The organism is Paraburkholderia sp. BL6669N2, from assembly GCF_003387275.1.
Taxonomy (GTDB): domain Bacteria; phylum Pseudomonadota; class Gammaproteobacteria; order Burkholderiales; family Burkholderiaceae; genus Paraburkholderia.
Genome location: NZ_QUNA01000001.1, coordinates 452,973 through 469,406, shown reverse-complemented (window position 1 = coordinate 469,406; position 16,434 = coordinate 452,973). Strand labels below are relative to the sequence as shown.

General features: G+C 62.8%; 18 protein-coding genes. 10 read left to right on the top strand and 8 right to left on the bottom strand.

All coding sequences use genetic code 11. The features are described from left to right. The first annotated feature begins 69 nt into the window (after nucleotides 1-69). From lexA to B0G80_RS02100, 3 genes are all read left to right on the top strand, one after another. Nucleotides 70-720: a transcriptional repressor LexA gene (gene lexA / locus B0G80_RS02110; protein ID WP_012432789.1), complete on the top strand. Its 651-nt coding sequence runs from the start codon at nucleotides 70-72 to the stop codon at nucleotides 718-720. A 105-nt stretch (nucleotides 721-825) separates the two neighbouring features. After that, nucleotides 826-1,170, top strand: coding sequence for a hypothetical protein (locus tag B0G80_RS02105; protein ID WP_106283586.1), 345 nt, complete (start codon nucleotides 826-828; stop codon nucleotides 1,168-1,170). A gap of 101 nt (nucleotides 1,171-1,271) precedes the next feature. Beyond that, nucleotides 1,272-1,934: a DUF2939 domain-containing protein gene (locus tag B0G80_RS02100; RefSeq protein WP_116116812.1), complete on the top strand. Its 663-nt coding sequence runs from the start codon at nucleotides 1,272-1,274 to the stop codon at nucleotides 1,932-1,934. A 175-nt stretch (nucleotides 1,935-2,109) separates the two neighbouring features. On the opposite strand, the gene B0G80_RS02095 is transcribed toward B0G80_RS02100, so the two are convergent. Continuing rightward, complete coding sequence (locus B0G80_RS02095) at nucleotides 2,110-2,574, bottom strand: universal stress protein (protein WP_116116811.1); 465 nt, start codon at nucleotides 2,572-2,574, stop codon at nucleotides 2,110-2,112. A 288-nt stretch (nucleotides 2,575-2,862) separates the two neighbouring features. Between B0G80_RS02095 and nodI the strand changes: the two genes are divergently transcribed. Together nodI and B0G80_RS02085 are read left to right on the top strand one after the other, a co-directional pair. Further along, nucleotides 2,863-3,777, top strand: a complete 915-nt coding sequence (gene nodI, locus B0G80_RS02090; protein ID WP_012432785.1) for a nodulation factor ABC transporter ATP-binding protein NodI — start codon at nucleotides 2,863-2,865, stop codon at nucleotides 3,775-3,777. A 94-nt stretch (nucleotides 3,778-3,871) separates the two neighbouring features. Next, nucleotides 3,872-4,699, top strand: coding sequence for an ABC transporter permease (locus tag B0G80_RS02085; protein ID WP_106283590.1), 828 nt, complete (start codon nucleotides 3,872-3,874; stop codon nucleotides 4,697-4,699). 85 nt (nucleotides 4,700-4,784) lie between these two features. Here the strand turns inward: B0G80_RS02085 and B0G80_RS02080 are convergent, their stop codons facing one another. Together B0G80_RS02080 and B0G80_RS02075 are read right to left on the bottom strand one after the other, a co-directional pair. Continuing rightward, nucleotides 4,785-5,207 carry a hypothetical protein gene (locus tag B0G80_RS02080; protein ID WP_106283591.1) on the bottom strand — a complete coding sequence of 141 codons (423 nt, stop codon included), beginning with the start codon at nucleotides 5,205-5,207 and terminating at the stop codon, nucleotides 4,785-4,787. Between the two features lie 317 nt (nucleotides 5,208-5,524). After that, complete coding sequence (locus B0G80_RS02075) at nucleotides 5,525-6,487, bottom strand: LysR family transcriptional regulator (RefSeq protein ID WP_106283592.1); 963 nt, start codon at nucleotides 6,485-6,487, stop codon at nucleotides 5,525-5,527. A 226-nt stretch (nucleotides 6,488-6,713) separates the two neighbouring features. Between B0G80_RS02075 and B0G80_RS02070 the strand changes: the two genes are divergently transcribed. Further along, nucleotides 6,714-8,117, top strand: a complete 1,404-nt coding sequence (locus B0G80_RS02070; RefSeq protein ID WP_116116810.1) for a M20 family metallopeptidase — start codon at nucleotides 6,714-6,716, stop codon at nucleotides 8,115-8,117. Nucleotides 8,118-8,180: 63 nt separating this feature from the next. Continuing rightward, nucleotides 8,181-9,464 (top strand): MFS transporter, encoded by a 1,284-nt coding sequence (locus B0G80_RS02065; protein ID WP_116116809.1) that lies wholly within the window; start codon nucleotides 8,181-8,183, stop codon nucleotides 9,462-9,464. A gap of 221 nt (nucleotides 9,465-9,685) precedes the next feature. Here B0G80_RS02065 and B0G80_RS02060 read toward each other — a convergent pair whose 3' ends face one another. Next, nucleotides 9,686-10,738 carry an NADP(H)-dependent aldo-keto reductase gene (locus B0G80_RS02060; protein WP_116116808.1) on the bottom strand — a complete coding sequence of 351 codons (1,053 nt, stop codon included), beginning with the start codon at nucleotides 10,736-10,738 and terminating at the stop codon, nucleotides 9,686-9,688. Between the two features lie 154 nt (nucleotides 10,739-10,892). Between B0G80_RS02060 and B0G80_RS02055 the strand changes: the two genes are divergently transcribed. Beyond that, nucleotides 10,893-11,105, top strand: coding sequence for a DUF3820 family protein (locus tag B0G80_RS02055; protein WP_106283596.1), 213 nt, complete (start codon nucleotides 10,893-10,895; stop codon nucleotides 11,103-11,105). A 205-nt stretch (nucleotides 11,106-11,310) separates the two neighbouring features. Then, nucleotides 11,311-11,556: a hypothetical protein gene (locus B0G80_RS02050; protein ID WP_106283597.1), complete on the top strand. Its 246-nt coding sequence runs from the start codon at nucleotides 11,311-11,313 to the stop codon at nucleotides 11,554-11,556. A gap of 59 nt (nucleotides 11,557-11,615) precedes the next feature. On the opposite strand, the gene B0G80_RS02045 is transcribed toward B0G80_RS02050, so the two are convergent. The 3 genes from B0G80_RS02045 to B0G80_RS02035 all read right to left on the bottom strand — a co-directional run bounded on the left by B0G80_RS02045 (nucleotide 11,616) and on the right by B0G80_RS02035 (nucleotide 14,526). Continuing rightward, complete coding sequence (locus tag B0G80_RS02045; protein ID WP_181919893.1) at nucleotides 11,616-12,266, bottom strand: trimeric intracellular cation channel family protein; 651 nt, start codon at nucleotides 12,264-12,266, stop codon at nucleotides 11,616-11,618. Between the two features lie 116 nt (nucleotides 12,267-12,382). Continuing rightward, nucleotides 12,383-12,937, bottom strand: coding sequence for an adenylyl-sulfate kinase (gene cysC / locus B0G80_RS02040; protein WP_116116807.1), 555 nt, complete (start codon nucleotides 12,935-12,937; stop codon nucleotides 12,383-12,385). Next, complete coding sequence (locus tag B0G80_RS02035; RefSeq protein WP_116116806.1) at nucleotides 12,934-14,526, bottom strand: sulfotransferase; 1,593 nt, start codon at nucleotides 14,524-14,526, stop codon at nucleotides 12,934-12,936. Before B0G80_RS02035 ends, cysC begins: the two co-directional genes overlap by 4 nt. A gap of 348 nt (nucleotides 14,527-14,874) precedes the next feature. Between B0G80_RS02035 and B0G80_RS02030 the strand changes: the two genes are divergently transcribed. Next, nucleotides 14,875-15,225: a hypothetical protein gene (locus B0G80_RS02030; protein WP_116116805.1), complete on the top strand. Its 351-nt coding sequence runs from the start codon at nucleotides 14,875-14,877 to the stop codon at nucleotides 15,223-15,225. 77 nt (nucleotides 15,226-15,302) lie between these two features. On the opposite strand, the gene B0G80_RS02025 is transcribed toward B0G80_RS02030, so the two are convergent. Further along, nucleotides 15,303-16,364, bottom strand: coding sequence for an exo-alpha-sialidase (locus B0G80_RS02025; protein WP_116116804.1), 1,062 nt, complete (start codon nucleotides 16,362-16,364; stop codon nucleotides 15,303-15,305). Nucleotides 16,365-16,434 lie beyond the last annotated feature (70 nt).

Sequence of the window (16,434 nt, the reverse complement as noted above, 5' to 3'; positions counted from 1 at the left end):
AAGTAAAGCTTGAATTGCGCCGAATACTGTATAAAAATACAGTCACCTGTTCATACATACAGTGGCGCCATGACCAAACTCACCGCACGACAGCAGCAGGTTTTCGATCTGATCCGCAGGGCTATCGAACGCACCGGCTTTCCGCCCACCCGCGCGGAGATCGCCGCCGAGCTGGGTTTCAGCTCGGCCAATTCGGCAGAAGAACATCTGCGCGCACTCGCCCGCAAGGGCGTGATCGAACTCGCGGCCGGCGCGTCGCGCGGCATTCGCCTGCTGGCCGGTCCGGAAGACTCGCCGCACCAGTTCACGCTGCCGCACGCCAGCATCATGCAACTGTCGCTGCCGCTGATCGGGCGCGTTGCCGCCGGCAGCCCGATCCTCGCGCAGGAACATATCTCGCAGCACTACGCGTGCGACCCGGCGCTGTTCTCGAGCAAGCCCGATTACCTGCTGAAGGTGCGCGGGCTGTCCATGCGCGACGCGGGCATCTTCGACGGCGATCTGCTGGCGGTGCAAAAGCGCAGCGAAGCGAAAGACGGCCAGATCATCATTGCCCGGCTGGGCGACGACGTCACGGTCAAGCGCCTGAAGCGCCGGCCAAACGGGCTCGAACTGATCGCCGAGAACCCCGATTACGAAAACATCTTCGTGGAAACCGGCAGTGCGGAGTTCGCGCTGGAGGGTATCGCCGTGGGGCTGATCCGCCCCGGCGAGTTCTAACCCCGTTCTAACCCTTTTGCACGTTCGACAGAATAAAAAGCCGCGTCAATGTCGCATCGACACTGCATCAACGCCGCATCAACGTTGCATCGTCTGGAGAGTCTCATGGAACGTCTTGCCCGCCTGCTGCCCTTTCGCCAGTTCGGTCGTCTGCGTCACCTTCGCAAGCTGGTGCCCTGCTCATTGATCGAGGCGGCCACGCGCAGCACACCGTCGCTGTTCGACTCGCCCGAGGCGGCGTCGAGCTTGCCTTCGTCGTTGCCGGCGTTTGCCCGCGTGTCTTTGAATTCCGGCCTGAATACGGCCGAACCGGCGCGTCGCGCGCCGGTGCGGGTCTATCACGGGCCGTCGCGTCTCATCATGGTCGGCACGATGGACGCGGTATGCCGCATGATCGACCGCTGCATCGCCGACGAAGCCAACGTCCACGGCGCGGTGTTCGAGTCGTGATGACCCTGTCTTGAGCGGGCGGCGAGAGATTGCATTGCGTGGGATCGTTTTCGCGTGGCCGTGGTCCACGTTAGATCACACCTGATGGAGAGTCCCACTCGATGGCAGTTCCGAAACATACCCGACGCGGCAGCAGAGGCGGCGCCACAAAGCCGCTGATCGTCACGCTAATCGTGATCGTGGTGATCGCCGCACTGGGGTTTGCTTACGCGTCGCCGTACATCGCGCTGAACAATCTCAAACGCGCGGCCGATGCGCGCGACGCGCAAACGGTCAATCAGTACGTCGACTTCCCCGCGTTGCGTGAGAGCCTGAAGCAACAGGTCGCCGGCCTGCTGACACGCCGGCTTGGCGCGCACAGCAACGGCAATCCGTTGGCCGCCATTGGCGCGATGATCGGCGTCGCATTGATTGGCCCGCTCGTGGATGCCTATGCCACACCGGACGGTGTCGCGGCCTTGCTGAACGGTATGCCGCCGCGCGGCGATCCGGGTGAGCGGCCGCCCGCGCCGCCGGCCGCGAACAATCCGTCCGACGCCGCCGCGACCGCACCGGCACCGGCAGCGCCTCCTGCCGGCAACGCGGTGAATGGGAATGCCAACGCCACGCCCCCGCAACCGCCGCAGACCAGCGCGGGCTATCGAGGGCTCAACGAGTTTGTCGTCACGTACCAGCATGGCGCCGGCGACGCGCGTTACTCGGCGATCTTTCGGCGCGAAGGGATATTCACGTGGAAGCTGGCCGCGGTCAATCTGAACGAGTGATCGCGGCACGTCGGCTTTGTCTTGGCGCGGATCCCGTGATCGCGCCAATTATTTGGCGAGTCGCGGCGAGTCGCGGCGAGTCGTTCAGCGACTTCGTTATGACGTCGAGGCCACCGGGTAGTGAGGCCGGAGTACCCGGCCGCCAGCCGACCGCCCACAATGGCCGACATGCGCATCAAGCCGCCGCTTGCTGCTGCTCCCGTGCCGAAGAACACGCCACCAGAATGCTGCACGAGACACGGTCGAGCAGCGGCGTATTGCCCGCGCCCATCCACCATCGCGACAAACCCGTGCGGCAACGGTGGCCGACCACGACCAGGTCGACATGCAGTTCATTGGCGAGGGTGGCGATCTCATCGATCGGATGGCCGAATGCAAAATGCCCTTGTGCGGTGACGCCTCGCTCGGTGAGCCAGTCAACGCCTTCCTGCAGAATGTCGCGTGCGGTCTTTTCGAAACTGCCACAGGCCACGTCGGTCAGCAGGCCCGCGCTTTGCGCAATACTCGAGCGCATGTCGACGACGGACAGCAAATGGGTTTCCGCTTTCAAATCCAACGCCAGGTCGGCGCCGCAACGGAGTGCTTTGCGGCCTTCGCGCGAGCCGTCGTAGCACAGCAGGATTTTCTGGTAGCTCGCCATGATTTTTCTCCCTTCGCGCGGGACGCGCGATTCTCAATTAATCATGGTGCGCCGCAATTCAGGTTGCAAGGGATGGAAAACGCTAACTGTGCGCTGACCGCCCTCTAACCGCGCCCTAAACGGGTGCGCGAGCCGCTCGGAGGGTCTCCGCGCGCTGATGCCGCAGTGCAAGAAACCGGCTTCAGATTGTCGGGGCGAACCAACAGCGTCGCGCCGATGCCCTAGAATAGGCCGCCTTCCCCGGCCGCTCACGTCATTCACGCCCTTCCTTGGAGACTCGTTCGATCCATGCCCGAAGCCGCCATCGAATTTCATCAGGTTAAAAAAAGCTACGGCGAGAAAACGGTCGTCGATGGACTGTCGTTTCACGTCAACGCCGGCGAATGCTTCGGCCTGCTCGGCCCGAACGGAGCGGGCAAGACCACCACGTTGCGTATGCTGCTCGGCATCGCCGCGCCGGATGCGGGCACGATCCGTCTGTGCGGCGAGCCGATCCCCGGCCGCGCGCGCGTGGCACGGGCGCGCGTCGGCGTGGTGCCGCAGTTCGACAATCTCGATCCCGACTTCACGGTGCGTGAGAACCTGCTGGTGTTCGGCCGCTACTTCGGTTTGAGCGCCGCGCAATGCCGTGCGATGGTGCCGTCGCTGCTCGAATTCGCGCGGCTCGAAAGCAAGGCGGACGCGCGCGTGAGCGAGTTGTCCGGCGGCATGAAGCGGCGCCTTACGCTGGCGCGCGCGCTCGTCAACGATCCCGATGTGCTGATCATGGACGAACCGACCACCGGCCTCGATCCGCAGGCGCGGCATCTGATCTGGGAGCGGCTGCGCTCGCTGCTCGCGCGCGGCAAGACCATTCTGCTGACCACGCACTTCATGGAAGAAGCCGAACGCCTCTGCCACCGGCTGTGCGTGATCGAGGAAGGACGCAAGATCGCCGAAGGCGCGCCGAGCGCGTTGATCGCTTCCGAGATCGGTTGCGATGTGATCGAGATTTTCGGACCCGATCCGGTCGCGTTGCGCGATGAACTGGCGCCGCTCGTGGAGCGCACCGAGATCAGCGGCGAGACGCTGTTCTGCTATGTCAACGACGCGCAGCCGGTGCATGCGCGGCTCAAGCAGCGCGCGGATCTGCGCTATCTGCATCGACCGGCGAATCTGGAAGATGTGTTCCTGCGGCTCACGGGCCGCGAGATGCAGGATTGAAGCGCATCGGTCGAGACCGGCATCGCACACCACGCCCTGCAACTACAACGACGCCCTGACAGAAACCACGCACGAGACACGCACGAGACACGCAATGGACGCACGCACCTACGAAACCACCGGCGACACGCCATCCAATCAGGAAGCCTTCGCCGCCTTCCCCGCGAACGCCAGCAACTGGATCGCGGTGTGGCGCCGCAACTATCTGGTGTGGAAGAAACTCGCGATCGCCTCGATGTTCGGCAACCTGGCCGATCCGATGATCTATCTGTTCGGCCTCGGCTTCGGGCTGGGGCTGATGGTCGGCCATGTCGACGGCGTGTCGTATATCGCGTTTCTCGCGGCGGGCACGGTGGCCTCGAGCGTGATGATGTCGGCGAGTTTCGAGTCCATGTATTCGGGCTTCTCGCGCATGCATGTGCAGCGCACCTGGGAAGCGATCATGCATACGCCGCTGACGCTCGGCGACATCGTGCTCGGCGAGGTAATCTGGGCAGCCAGCAAATCGGTGCTCTCGGGCGCGGCGATCATGCTGGTGGCAGGCGCACTGGGCTACGCGAATTTCCCGTCGATGCTGCTGGCCTTGCCGGTCATCGTGCTGACCGGGCTCGCGTTCGCGAGCATCGCGATGGTCGTGACGGCGCTCGCGCCTTCGTACGACTTCTTCATGTTTTACCAGACGCTGGTGTTGACGCCGATGCTGCTGCTATCCGGCGTGTTCTTTCCGGTCTCGCAACTGCCTGCCGTTGCGCGGGGCGCGACCCAGATATTGCCGTTGGCGCATGCGGTCGACCTGATGCGGCCGGCCATGCTGGGTCGGCCCGTCGATAATGCGCTGTTGCATATCGCTGTGCTGGCCGCGTATGCGCTCGGCGGGTTTATCGTGTCGGCGATTCTGTTTCGCCGCCGGATGATGAAGTAGTGTTCCGGCCGTCAACCATAACGGACGCCAGGCGCTGATCGCCGCGCCCGACGAAACACCAGCGCCTGCCGCGAGCCGGGCCCGCTCAGTCCTCGTCATCCGTCCACGGAATGTCCACGTCGGAGATAAACGCCACCGTGGCGAACGGGCCGCCGTCCTGGCGCCCGATCTTGCCGTCGGCGCGCTGCCACTCGACCCGGAACACCGTGCCGGGATCGTCGGCGATCAGACGGACCGTGCGTACTTCATCCGGATCGGCCTCTTCGACGGGGCCATCGAGCGAGATCTGCAACTCCTGCGGCCACAGGCCATCGGCCGGATCGTAGATCTTGTCGCCGTCGGGAATCAGGGTGAAGGCTTCCACGCCGATGGTGGCCGACGCGTCCACGATCATCTTGCCCAACGCGCGCAGCAATGCCGTGGCCCGCGCCGAATTCGCCTGACGGATGGCCAGATCCCCGCGCGTCAGCGCCTGCTCAAGTTTTGGGTTTGTTTTTTGTTGCGCCATTCGATGTCCTGGGTCCTATCGCTCTGTTGTGGACGGCGCGCGAATTCGAGCGCGCGCCGCTCTCCATTTTTCGGGCTGAATCCTACCATCGCCATGCACCGCAGCATTGCCGGTCATGCACTGCGGCGCTTTCAGCCCACCCCGTCCACCACAGTTTAGGTCGTGATTCGCGATCCGGCTGCAACATTTGCCTTTCAATCGGTCGCGAATCGATCGCTATCGCACGCATGCCGCCGGCCTGGTTGGTCGTGCGCGGGCCGTCGTGATCGCAGTCTCGCCGGCTTGATGCCGCGTGGATTCTCCAACCGCTGCGGCCGTCAGCCCTTGGCTCTGCCGCGCTTTCGCGCGGCCTTCGAGGCCGTCGCATCCGCCGGCTTCGCACCCGCGATTTCCGCGATCAGATGATCCCGGAACGCCCTCACCGACTGCGGCAGTTCACGCCCCGCCATGGTCTGCACCTGGATGCTGCGCTGGCGCATCTGCGGATGCGTCAGCGGCATCACGACGAAACCATCGCCGGCGTAACGGTCACGCACGGACAGCAGACCCGTGAACATGATCGCGCCGGACTTCTGCGCGTAGCGATACATGGCGCCGCTGTTGTTGCAGGTCAGCTCGGGTTCGAGCAGGACGCCTTCGAGCGCGCAGGTAATGTCGATCAACTGACGAATCGTCGTGCCGGGCTCGGGCAGCACGAGCGGATAGCGCTGCAAGTCGGCGAGCGACACCTTCGCGCGCGCGGCCAGCGGATGATCGGCGCGCAGCAGCGCCAGCACCGGTGCGCGCTCCGTGTGCTCGACTTTCACGCCCTTTTCCGGCGCGAGGCTGAAGGTCAACGCGAGGTCGGCGTCACCGTCGCGCACCTGGCGGGTCGCCTCGCCCGGCGACATGACCGAGAGCGTGAAGTCGATGCCCGGATACTGAACCCGGAAGCTCGCCATCGCGGTGGGCAGGAAGTCGGCGGCAAAACCTTCGGAACTTGTCACCTTGATCATGCTGCCATGCAAGGTCTCGAGGCCGCCGATCTCCTTCATCACATGCTCCGCCTCCAGCAGGCTGCGCTGCGCGTAGGCCAGCAGGCGCTCGCCCGCTTCGGAGAGCGCCATGCCGCGCGGACGCCGCTCGAATAGCGCGACGCCGAGATCGCTTTCGAGCCGCGCCACCTGCCGGCTGATCGCCGAGACGGCGACATGCAGCCGCGCGGACGCGTCGCTGAGCGAACCGGTGCGCGCGACTTCGACGAAATAGCGCAGCGCGATGCCATGCAGCGAAAGTGCCATGTGTGATGTCCCATTCAACGTCAGCGCAGGCGCGCCGATATCCGCAAGCGCCTTCTGTACGCGCGGCGAGCTTTGCCTTTTCGGCAACGCAAGCTTCGAAAGACGATCATTGTGACAAAAAAAACGGCCTCCTAGAATCGGTTCGAAGATGCAGGCCGCGTCGAGCGTCGTCAGACAAACGACCACGCGCCGCCCGCCCCCACATTCGCCCGCATTGGAGACACGCATGAGCCGCACTCAGGCCATCGAGCACGCCACCCACCATTTCGAATCCGGCGCCTTTCTGGAAACGCTCAACCGGCGCGTCGGTTTTCGCACCGAAAGTCAGGAGGACGATCGCGCCGCCACGCTGCTGTCGTATCTGACCGACGAGATCACGCCGGAAGCCAAAAGCCTCGGTTTCAGCACGCGCATCATCACCAATCCGGTAGACGGCTTCGGGCCTTTCCTGATCGCGCAGCGCCACGAGGGCGACCATCTGCCCACCGTGCTGATCTACGGCCACGGCGACGTGGTGCGCGGCTACGACAGCCAGTGGCGCGCGCCGCTGACGCCGTGGGCCGTGACCGTCGAAGGCGAACGCTGGTTCGGCCGCGGCACCGCCGACAACAAAGGCCAGCACAGCATCAACCTCGCCGCGTTAGCGAGCGTGCTGGCCGCCCGCGACGGCAAGCTCGGCTTCAACGCGAAGCTGCTGATCGAGATGGGCGAGGAAACCGGCTCGCCCGGACTCGACGCGATCTGCCGCGCGCACCGTGAAGAACTGGCCGCCGACGTGCTGATCGCCTCCGACGGTCCACGTCTCGCCGCGCGCCGCCCCACCGTGTTCCTCGGCTCGCGCGGTTCGGTGAATTTCAGGCTGTCGTTGAATCTGCGCGACGGCGCGCATCATTCGGGCAACTGGGGTGGCCTGCTGCGCAATCCGGCGACGGTACTGGCGAATGCGTTGGCGAGCCTCGTCGACGCGCGCGGTGTGATCGCCGTCGACGGTTTGCGCCCGCCGCCGATTCCCGAGGCGGTGCGCCGTGCGCTCGCCGATATCACGGTAGGCGGCGGCCCGGGCGATCCGGACGTCGACGAAAACTGGGGCGAGCCAGGCCTTACCGCACCCGAGCGTGTGTTCGGCTGGAACAGCTTCGAAATACTCGCGTTCAAGGCCGGCAACCCGGAGAACCCGGTCAATGCGATTCCGTCGTCGGCATTCGCGCATTGCCAGCTGCGCTTCGTGGTCGGCACCGATTGGGACAACCTCGAACGGCATCTGCGCAAGCATCTGGATGCGCACGGCTTCTCGCAAGTGCAAATCGACCTTGAGCGCGGCGCCCCCGCCACGCGTCTGAACCCGGACGATGCGTGGGTCACGTGGGCGATTGCCTCGCTCGAACAGACCACCGGCAAGAAGACCGCCGTGCTGCCGAATCTGGGCGGCACACTGCCCAACGAAGTGTTCGCCGACACGCTCGGCCTGCCGACCATCTGGGTGCCGCACTCGTACCCGGCCTGTTCGCAGCACGCGCCGAACGAGCACCTGCTTGGGCCGGTCGTGCGCGAAGGTCTGCAGATCATGGCGGGCCTCTTCTGGGATCTCGGCGAAAACTCGCCGCGCGCGACAAACAACCCCGCCATTTAAGCGACGCCCGCACGAATCGAGCGCATCACGCCGTTATCGCATCCGTCACGAGGCACGTCCACGATGAGCACGTCCACACTGCAAGCCAGCGCCGCGCGGCCATCCGCCGCGAAGGTCCATCGCATCATTCTCGCGGCGTCGATTGGCAACGCGCTCGAATGGTTCGACCTCGTCGTCTACGGATTCTTCGCGGTAACCATCGCGAAGCTGTTCTTTCCGGCGCGCACCGAAGCCATTTCGCTGATGCTCACGCTCGGCACCTTCGGCATCTCGTACATGATCCGGCCGCTCGGCGGACTCGTGCTCGGTTCGCTCGCGGACCGCGCCGGACGCAAGGCGTCGCTTCTTCTCTCGATCGCGTTGATGATGATCGGCACCCTGACGATCGCCGTGATGCCGCCGTATGCGGCGATCGGCCTGTGGGCGCCGGCGGGCATCATGCTGTCGCGTCTCGTGCAAGGTTTTTCGGCGGGCGGAGAGTTCGGTGCGTCCACCGCGTTTCTGGTCGAACATGCGCCCGAGCGCCGTGGCTTCATGGGTAGCTGGCAGTTCGCGAGCCAAGGCATGGCGACGCTGCTCGCTTCCGGTTTCGGCGCGCTGCTGACGAGCCAGCTCACGAGCGCGCAACTCGAATCATGGGGATGGCGCGTGCCGTTTCTGTTCGGCCTCGCGATCGGTCCGGTGGGTTTCTATATCCGCCGTTACGTGGATGAGGGCGCCGAATTCAGTGCCGAGCCCAAAGCCAGCACGCCCTTGCGCGATCTGTTCGGCACGCAGAAGGTCCGCATGCTGCTGGCGGTCGGCTCGCTGATCATTTCGACGGCGGCCAACTACATGATCCTGTACATGCCGACCTACGCGATCAAGCAACTGCACTTGCCTGCCTCGACCGGCTTCGCGGCGACGCTCGCCACCGGCGTGGTGCTCACGGTGCTGACGCCGTTCGCGGGTCATCTGTCCGACAGCCTCGGACGCATCCGCATCATGGCGACGGCCGCCGCGCTGATGCTGGTGACGGTATATCCGGCTTTTGTGTATATGAACGCGCATCCCTCGTTCGTGACGATGCTGCTCGCGCTGATCTGGATCGGCGTATTGAAGGCGACGTATTTCGGTGCGCTGCCCGCATTGATGTCGGAGATTTTCCCGACGCAGACGCGCGCGACCGGTTTGGCGGTGAGCTACAACATCGGCGTGACGGTGTTCGGCGGTTTTGCGCCGTTCGTGATCACGTGGCTGATCGATGCAAGCGGTAATAAGCTCGCGCCTGGCTTCTATCTGATGTTCTGTGCGGTGGCGAGTTTGCTCGCGCTTTATGCAGTACGCGGGAAGTTGAAAATCCGCTGACCGACGCGCTAATGCCGCCTCGCCCACAGCGCCATGGCAAAGGTGCTCGCCATCACTGAATACGCGGGAAGCGGAATACCAGCCAAGCACGTCTGCCTACACGGCAGCGTCGCCGAAGCGACGCGCGAATCCCTTGCGAGCGCCCCGGCCATGCAGCCGGGGCAAATCAAACGTTCGCATGATGCGAGCCGCACTCGGAGCTCGCATTCACCGGCCGCGCATCAGGGCGCCGGATTCGGCTGCAGTTCGTGCAGCGCATCGATTTCCGCGAGCACTTCCGGCGAAAGTTTCACCTCGACGCTGGCGATGTTTTCCTTCAACTGATCGAGCGAAGTCGCGCCGATCAGATTGCTGGTCACGAACGGCCGGCTATTGACGAACGCGAGCGCGAATTGCGCGGGCGACAAACCGTAACGCTTCGCCAACTCCACGTAACGCGTGATCGCCTGCACCGCTTGCGGTTTGCTATAGCGTTGAAAACGCTCGAACAGCGTAATGCGCGCGCCGGCCGGACGCGCGCCGCCTTCATACTTGCCCGTCAGCCAGCCGAAGGCCAGCGGCGAATAAGCCAGCAAGCCGATGTTGTCGCGATGCGCGTATTCGGACAGCCCCGCTTCGTACGTGCGATTCACGAGGCTGTACGGATTCTGAATGCTGACGATGCGCGGCAAGCCGAGCTTTTCGGCCGCGCGTAGAAACTGCGCGACGCCCCACGGCGTTTCGTTCGACACGCCGATGTGACGCACCTTCCCCGCCTTGACGAATTCAGCGAGCACCGACAGCGTTTCTTCGATGGGCACCGTATAGGCGTCGTCGACCCACGGATACGCCGGGCGGCCGAACGTCATCGTGCTGCGATCCGGCCAGTGCAACTGATACAGATCGACGTAGTCCGTTTGCAGACGCTTCAGGCTATCGTCGAGCGCTTCGGTCAGATTCTTGCGGTCGAACTGGTTGCCTTTGCCACGAATATGGGTCGGGTTGTGCGGTTGACGCGCCGGGCCGGCGATCTTGGTGGCAAGCACGATTTTCTCGCGCGCGCTGCGATGCTGCGCGAGCCACGTGCCGATATAGCGCTCCGTCGAACCTTGCGTTTCGGCACGCGGCGGCACCGGGTACATTTCAGCGGTGTCGATCAGATTGATGCCGTGATCGAGTGCGTAATCGAGCTGCGCGTGCGCTTCCTGTTCCGTGTTCTGCTCGCCCCACGTCATGGTGCCGAGACCGATCAGGCTAACCTGCACGTCGGAGTCGCCGAGTCTGCGGTATTCCATCGAACTTGTCCTGTTGATTGGTTGACGAAAAGCGCTGACGTTACCATGTCCGCCCGAGCTCTGCCTGGCGCGCTAAAATGCCGCTCCAGCGCGCGTCACCCATTTTTTCGCGCACAATCTTTCGCTGCGGCTTCCCTGCGCCGACCTGCCTGCCATGAATCCCGAACACCTCGAACTGCTGGTCACGCGCGTCATGCCTTACGGGAAATATAAAGGTCGCGTGATTGCGGACCTGCCCGGTCATTACCTAAACTGGTTTGCTAGCCAGGGCTTTCCGCCCGGCGAAATCGGCCGGCTGCTGGCGTTAATGCACGAGATCGATCACAACGGTTTGAAGTCGCTGCTCGAGCCTTTGCGCAAGCGTTGATCGCCTCGCGGTGAAAGCGGTGGGAAGCGCCCTGAAGCGTGGATGAAAGTCGCCCTGTCGGCCTCGTGCAAGCAATGCCGGCCTGCACAAATTTATACAGTCTTTTGCTTGTACCTTGGCCGCCGAATGGACTTTAATCCACGTAGGTCTTCGCGCGAACTCCATGCTTCCGCCGTCGTCCGCATGTCATTTTGCCTGTCCGTCCATGTCTGAATTCAGCTTGTCCGCACTGCTCGAATTTATCGGCCACGACCTCTCGCCTGTGAGGGCGGTGATCATCTTCTTCCTGATCGGCTATCTCGTCGTCGGACTGCCTTTGCATTTCCGCCAGGGGCCCGCCTCGCGCGACATCTGGGGCACCGCTGCCGGCGTGACCATGGCAGCGATTTATGCGGCGTTCATTATCGGCGTGTACCCGGCGCTGCATCATTCGGCTGGGTGGTTGCGGTAACGCGAAGCGGCTTCGAAGCGCGCCGTGCCTGAGCGCGTGCATACGATGACGCTCATCGCTCAAACCGGCGACACCTTCGGCAGATGCCAGCCATGGGTCACGGCGAGCATTCGCAAGACGAAGCACGCCGCGCCGCCCGCCAGCGCCGCCGGGCCCGGCGGCAAACCGGCACGGCGCGCCACCACCACGATGAACGCCCCCGCGAACGCGGCCGTTGCATAGATGTCGGCGTGCAGGACGACCGGCACGCGCGCCAGCAGCACGTCGCGTATCACGCCGCCGCCCACGCCGGTGAGTGTGCCCATCAACATGGCGATAAACGGCCGGATCCCGAACAGCAGCGCTTTTTCCACACCCGCCACGGCAAAGAGCGCGAGGCCCGCCGCGTCGAGCATGGTGACGAGCGCAACGGGAAACTGCTGCGCCGTCGAATGGAACATAAAGGTCAGCAACCCGGTGACGAAGGTCAGCGCCGGATAGCGCCAGTCACGGATCGCGTTCGGCGGTGAATCGCCGATCAGCAGATCGCGAATCACGCCGCCGCCGAGCGCCGCGACAAACGAAATCACCATCACGCCCAACAGGTCGAGACCGCCGCGGATCGCGCTGAGCGCACCCTCGACCGCGAACACCACCGTACCCGCCAGGTCCGCTGCCAGCACCAGTGTTTCGACGTTCAGTCTGATTTTTCGTATCGACAATGTCGGCATCGACGCTTCACCCTTTCTGCTTTCGGTCTACGAGAAATCGAAACGGTATAGGGAAACGCCGCGCGCGGGGTGAAAAATCTGCGTGTACAGTCACGCGCTGCGTGGCGCGCGACGCTTCAGGACGAAGCGCGCTGGCCGCTTAGACGCCCCGTCGCGACCAGATGCGCAAGCAGGCGATCGACAGACTCGTCGATCGGCATCCGGTCGCTCTCGATCACGACATCCGACGCGAGCGGTGCTTCGAAAGGTCCGGAAATGCCTGTGAAATGCGGGATCTCGCCACACCGCGCGCGAGCGTAAAGCCCTTTGGCATCGCGCGCTTCGCAGACACTCAGCGGAGCATTCACGAACACTTCCACGAAACCGTCGCCGACGATTTCACGCGCCGAGCGCCGATGCCGATGCTCAGGCGAAATCACCGCGGCAATCACAACGAAGCCCTGCTGCATGAACAGCGCCGCGACATGCGCGACCCGCCGCAAGTTCTCGGTACGGTCCTCGGGCGCGTAGCCGAGGTCGGCGTTCAGCCCGCGCCGCAGCACGTCGCCATCGAGCACGATCGCGGCGTGCCCCGCTTCCTTCAGGCGGTCATGCAAGGCGTTGGCGAGCGTCGATTTGCCCGCGCCGGAAAGCCCCGTCATCCAGATCACGGCGCCACGCGATGCGCTCATGAGCGATGCTCCGTGACGCTTGTCCCGACCTCGCCGGCCCCTTGGCGATGCGCCGGCGCCAACACCGGTCCGAGGCCGTCGAACAACGGCTGCAGCAAGGCGTGACGCGGCTGCCAGCGTTGCAGCGAGGTCTTGTATAGCGGACGCCGCACCTGCGCGGAACTGGCCGTATTCACCTGGCGCGCGGTCTGATAAAACGACAGACAGCGTTCGTCCCAGTCGAGCCCGCAATGCGCGAGCAGGCGGCGCACATTGGCTTCGAAATCGGCGACCAGTTCCTCATACTTGACTTCGATCATCACACCTTCGGGGAGCATGCGTTGCCAGTGCGCCATTAACGCGTCGTACGCGCGATAGTAGCGGCCCAGTTCGCCGAGATCATAGCTGAACGGCACGTCGTGAAAGATCCGCGAGAAAATCGACAGACAGGTTGGCAACGGCGCGCGGCGGCTGTGAATGAAGCGGGCGTTCGGCATCGCGAGATGGATCAGGCCGAGGTTGATGAAGTTGAACGGATACTTGTCCGTGAAGTGCGTGTAATTCGCAGCCGGATTGCGTTCGTCGTTTGGAGTCGGGCTCTGAAGTTCCGGCAGCGCGTTGCGCATGCGACGCAGATAGTCCGCGCCGAGCGTGCGCAACGGCGCGGCGCCGACGTTTTCCAATGCTTCGATATCGATCCGCAACGGATCGCCCGGATCGCGGCGAATGCAGCCCACCAGCGCCTCGCCGAATTCCGTGCGCTCGCCCGCGCCGAACACCTGAGGATGGCTCGCGAGAATCTGCTCGATCAGGGTCGAGCCCGAGCGCGGCATGCCGACGATAAAAACCGGCGTCTGCCATACGTCGCCGAGACCGCGCTTTGCCGCCAGCAGACCGGAAGTCATCAACTCAGGCAAATGGGCGAACAGGCCTAGCGTTTCCGCTTCGTTGTAACGCACGCCGGCGCGGTGCAGCGCATTGCCCTTCAGGAAGTGATCGAACGACGCGTCGTTGCGGCCCACATCGGACAGCGCCTGGCCGTACGCGAAGTGAAGCTCCGCCTGATCGGCCGGCGTGAACGAAGCGGCGTCGCCGACGAGACGCTCCATCGCGAGGAACACCGGATCGTCGGCGGCGAGGCGCCTGGATTGCACGAAGTTGCGGTAGTACAGCGGCACTTGCGGCGCGGCTTCGATAGCGCGGCGATACGCTTCGTGCGCCTCGTCGAAGCGGCCGAGTGCCTGCAGGCAGTTGCCCATGTTGTTGTACGAGCCGTCGGCTTGCGGATTCACACGCGTCGCCTCGCGATAGGCATCCACCGCCTGTTCGAGCCGATGCATCTGCTCGAGCGTCCAGCCGAGGCCGTGGTGCGAATCTGTGTCGCGCGGATCGAGCGCGATCGCTTCGTGATAGCGGACCACGGCTTCGGGAAAACGGTTCAGCGCGGCGAGCGTGGCCGCGAGGCGCTGTTGGACGAGCGCGTCGGTGGGATCGAGCGCGCGGGCGGTTTCGTAATGTTGGAGCGCGCCGTCGAGTTCGCCGCGCGCAGCGCAGGCGTCGCCTTCGGCGCGCAATTCCGATGCGGCAGCCGGCTGTGGATCTTGCTTCATTGACGGCTGGATTCTTGCAGGCTGCGCATCGAGCGATCCTGACAGTGGCGAGTGCGATCTTTTCATCCAGCCCGGCATTGGCGCGGTCGGGAGTCGAAGGTAATTGTCTGAAGCAAACTTAACAGTCGCGCCCTACAGTTTCGTTTCGAAAATTTAACTAACTGTTACAGCGCGGTGTACAAGGAAAGTTCTAGAACGCTTGGCGCCGCGCCTCACTGCTACGGTCTTCGATCGCCATGCATCGCGAATCGGCACGCCATAGCATGCGCAAACCGTAATTTGCGGACACAAATGCCGCTGAACTCTTGAGCACGCGTTTTTTCTCAATCACATACGAAGGAGAAAATCGTGAGCAGGCTCATTGCATCAATGGCACTGTTGGCGGTGACGGCCGGTTTGACCGGATGCGCAGTCGCGCCGGGATACGACTACGGTTATGCACAACCTTATTACCCTGACTACGGCTATGCGTACGGGCCACCGTATGCGCCGGTTTATGGCAGCGTCGGCATTTATGGCGGCTGGGGTGGATCCTGCTGCTATCACGGCGGCTATTGGCACGGCGGCCATGGGTGGCACGGCGGCGGCGGTGGCTGGCATGGCGGCGGATATGGCGGATCTCACGGCGGCAGCAGCGCCAGCGGCGGGGGAAGTTCATGGAGCAGCAGCGGTGGCGGCCATGGGGGACATGGGCGTTGAACTCGCAAACCCGAAAACAAAAACGGCGCTGTGATTTCTCACAGCGCCTCAGACGCAAGAAGCGAAGTTTGATCGGATTAATGGATTCGGCTTGGATCAATCATGACATGTTTTATGTGAATCTTTTTCCATGTGTACGTGACGTGAACCAGCCCGTCCGGCGACTGGATAACCGCCGGATAAGAAAATTCCTGATTTGCCTCGTTCTCGAGATCCAGAACTTCGTGATAAGTCTGGTGATCAGATGAAATGAGGACCGTCAGTCTGTGGCGGTCCCAACGACCTTCGACATAAGGTAGCGGATTGGCGACGATCAGGTCACGCCCGTCGATCAGGGTCACGGCGTCCAAGCCCGAATTTGAGTTGGGAATATCCACCGGCGAGTGAGCAGTCCACGTCTTTCCCCAATCACTCGACCTGGTGCTGAATACAAAGCCGTTTTTTGTCCGGACTAGCGCCTGCAACTGGCCGTGACGATGGTCGAGAATTGTTGGCTGGATTGCCTGAATTGCACGCGGGCCGGCCGCCGGATATTCGACTTCCCAGGTAGCTGCCCCATCCGTGGACCGTTCGAAATGAACTTTCCATCCGTCATGTTCGGTACTACTCCCGGCTATTACAATTCCATTTGATAACTCGACGGGTTTATCTTTTGCCGGCCCGGATATACCAGGGCCAAGAGCAGCCGGCTTCGACCATGAGTTTCCCCCATCAAGCGAGGTCATCCGGAAAGGATGCCAATCCGCCGGCAATTTCCCGCGACTATAAAACAGCATCAACGGACCGTGCCTGGGAGAAAAAAGAATTGGATTAATTACCGTTAGAGTCTCACCGTCAGGCGAACGTCCGTCTGCGACCCGGACTGGCGCACCCCATTGTTTTCCGGAGTATTGCGCTACCCAAACACCAACGTCACTAGCGGCCTCTTTGCTGCCAGCCAGCCACGCCGCTACCAAATGCCCTTTCGAAAAGGCAATCGTCGAAGCATGACAAAACGCGATTTTCTGCGGAGGATTTATAATATCCGCTGAAAGGATTGCGTCAGAATTATTTTCACGGCCAGCGGTCGATTGAATTAGCGAAAAAGAAAGGATAACGAAAGTTATATGTCTGAAATATGACAACAGATGAAAATTCATACGATTAAACCGCTGGCATGGTTAGCAACTGGTATTTTGAGACGGCGAATGTAACCGATCCGAATATTTT

What these genes read in the sequence shown, in the direction of transcription:
- lexA (WP_012432789.1), top strand. Translation starts at nt 70, where the DNA reads ATGACCAAACTCACCGCACGACAGCAGCAGGTTTTCGATCTGATCCGC.
- B0G80_RS02105 (WP_106283586.1), top strand. Translation starts at nt 826, where the DNA reads ATGGAACGTCTTGCCCGCCTGCTGCCCTTTCGCCAGTTCGGTCGTCTG.
- B0G80_RS02100 (WP_116116812.1), top strand. Translation starts at nt 1,272, where the DNA reads ATGGCAGTTCCGAAACATACCCGACGCGGCAGCAGAGGCGGCGCCACA.
- B0G80_RS02095 (WP_116116811.1), bottom strand. Translation starts at nt 2,574, where the DNA reads ATGGCGAGCTACCAGAAAATCCTGCTGTGCTACGACGGCTCGCGCGAA.
- nodI (WP_012432785.1), top strand. Translation starts at nt 2,863, where the DNA reads ATGCCCGAAGCCGCCATCGAATTTCATCAGGTTAAAAAAAGCTACGGC.
- B0G80_RS02085 (WP_106283590.1), top strand. Translation starts at nt 3,872, where the DNA reads ATGGACGCACGCACCTACGAAACCACCGGCGACACGCCATCCAATCAG.
- B0G80_RS02080 (WP_106283591.1), bottom strand. Translation starts at nt 5,207, where the DNA reads ATGGCGCAACAAAAAACAAACCCAAAACTTGAGCAGGCGCTGACGCGC.
- B0G80_RS02075 (WP_106283592.1), bottom strand. Translation starts at nt 6,487, where the DNA reads ATGGCACTTTCGCTGCATGGCATCGCGCTGCGCTATTTCGTCGAAGTC.
- B0G80_RS02070 (WP_116116810.1), top strand. Translation starts at nt 6,714, where the DNA reads ATGAGCCGCACTCAGGCCATCGAGCACGCCACCCACCATTTCGAATCC.
- B0G80_RS02065 (WP_116116809.1), top strand. Translation starts at nt 8,181, where the DNA reads ATGAGCACGTCCACACTGCAAGCCAGCGCCGCGCGGCCATCCGCCGCG.
- B0G80_RS02060 (WP_116116808.1), bottom strand. Translation starts at nt 10,738, where the DNA reads ATGGAATACCGCAGACTCGGCGACTCCGACGTGCAGGTTAGCCTGATC.
- B0G80_RS02055 (WP_106283596.1), top strand. Translation starts at nt 10,893, where the DNA reads ATGAATCCCGAACACCTCGAACTGCTGGTCACGCGCGTCATGCCTTAC.
- B0G80_RS02050 (WP_106283597.1), top strand. Translation starts at nt 11,311, where the DNA reads ATGTCTGAATTCAGCTTGTCCGCACTGCTCGAATTTATCGGCCACGAC.
- B0G80_RS02045 (WP_181919893.1), bottom strand. Translation starts at nt 12,266, where the DNA reads ATGCCGACATTGTCGATACGAAAAATCAGACTGAACGTCGAAACACTG.
- cysC (WP_116116807.1), bottom strand. Translation starts at nt 12,937, where the DNA reads ATGAGCGCATCGCGTGGCGCCGTGATCTGGATGACGGGGCTTTCCGGC.
- B0G80_RS02035 (WP_116116806.1), bottom strand. Translation starts at nt 14,526, where the DNA reads ATGAAGCAAGATCCACAGCCGGCTGCCGCATCGGAATTGCGCGCCGAA.
- B0G80_RS02025 (WP_116116804.1), bottom strand. Translation starts at nt 16,364, where the DNA reads ATGAATTTTCATCTGTTGTCATATTTCAGACATATAACTTTCGTTATC.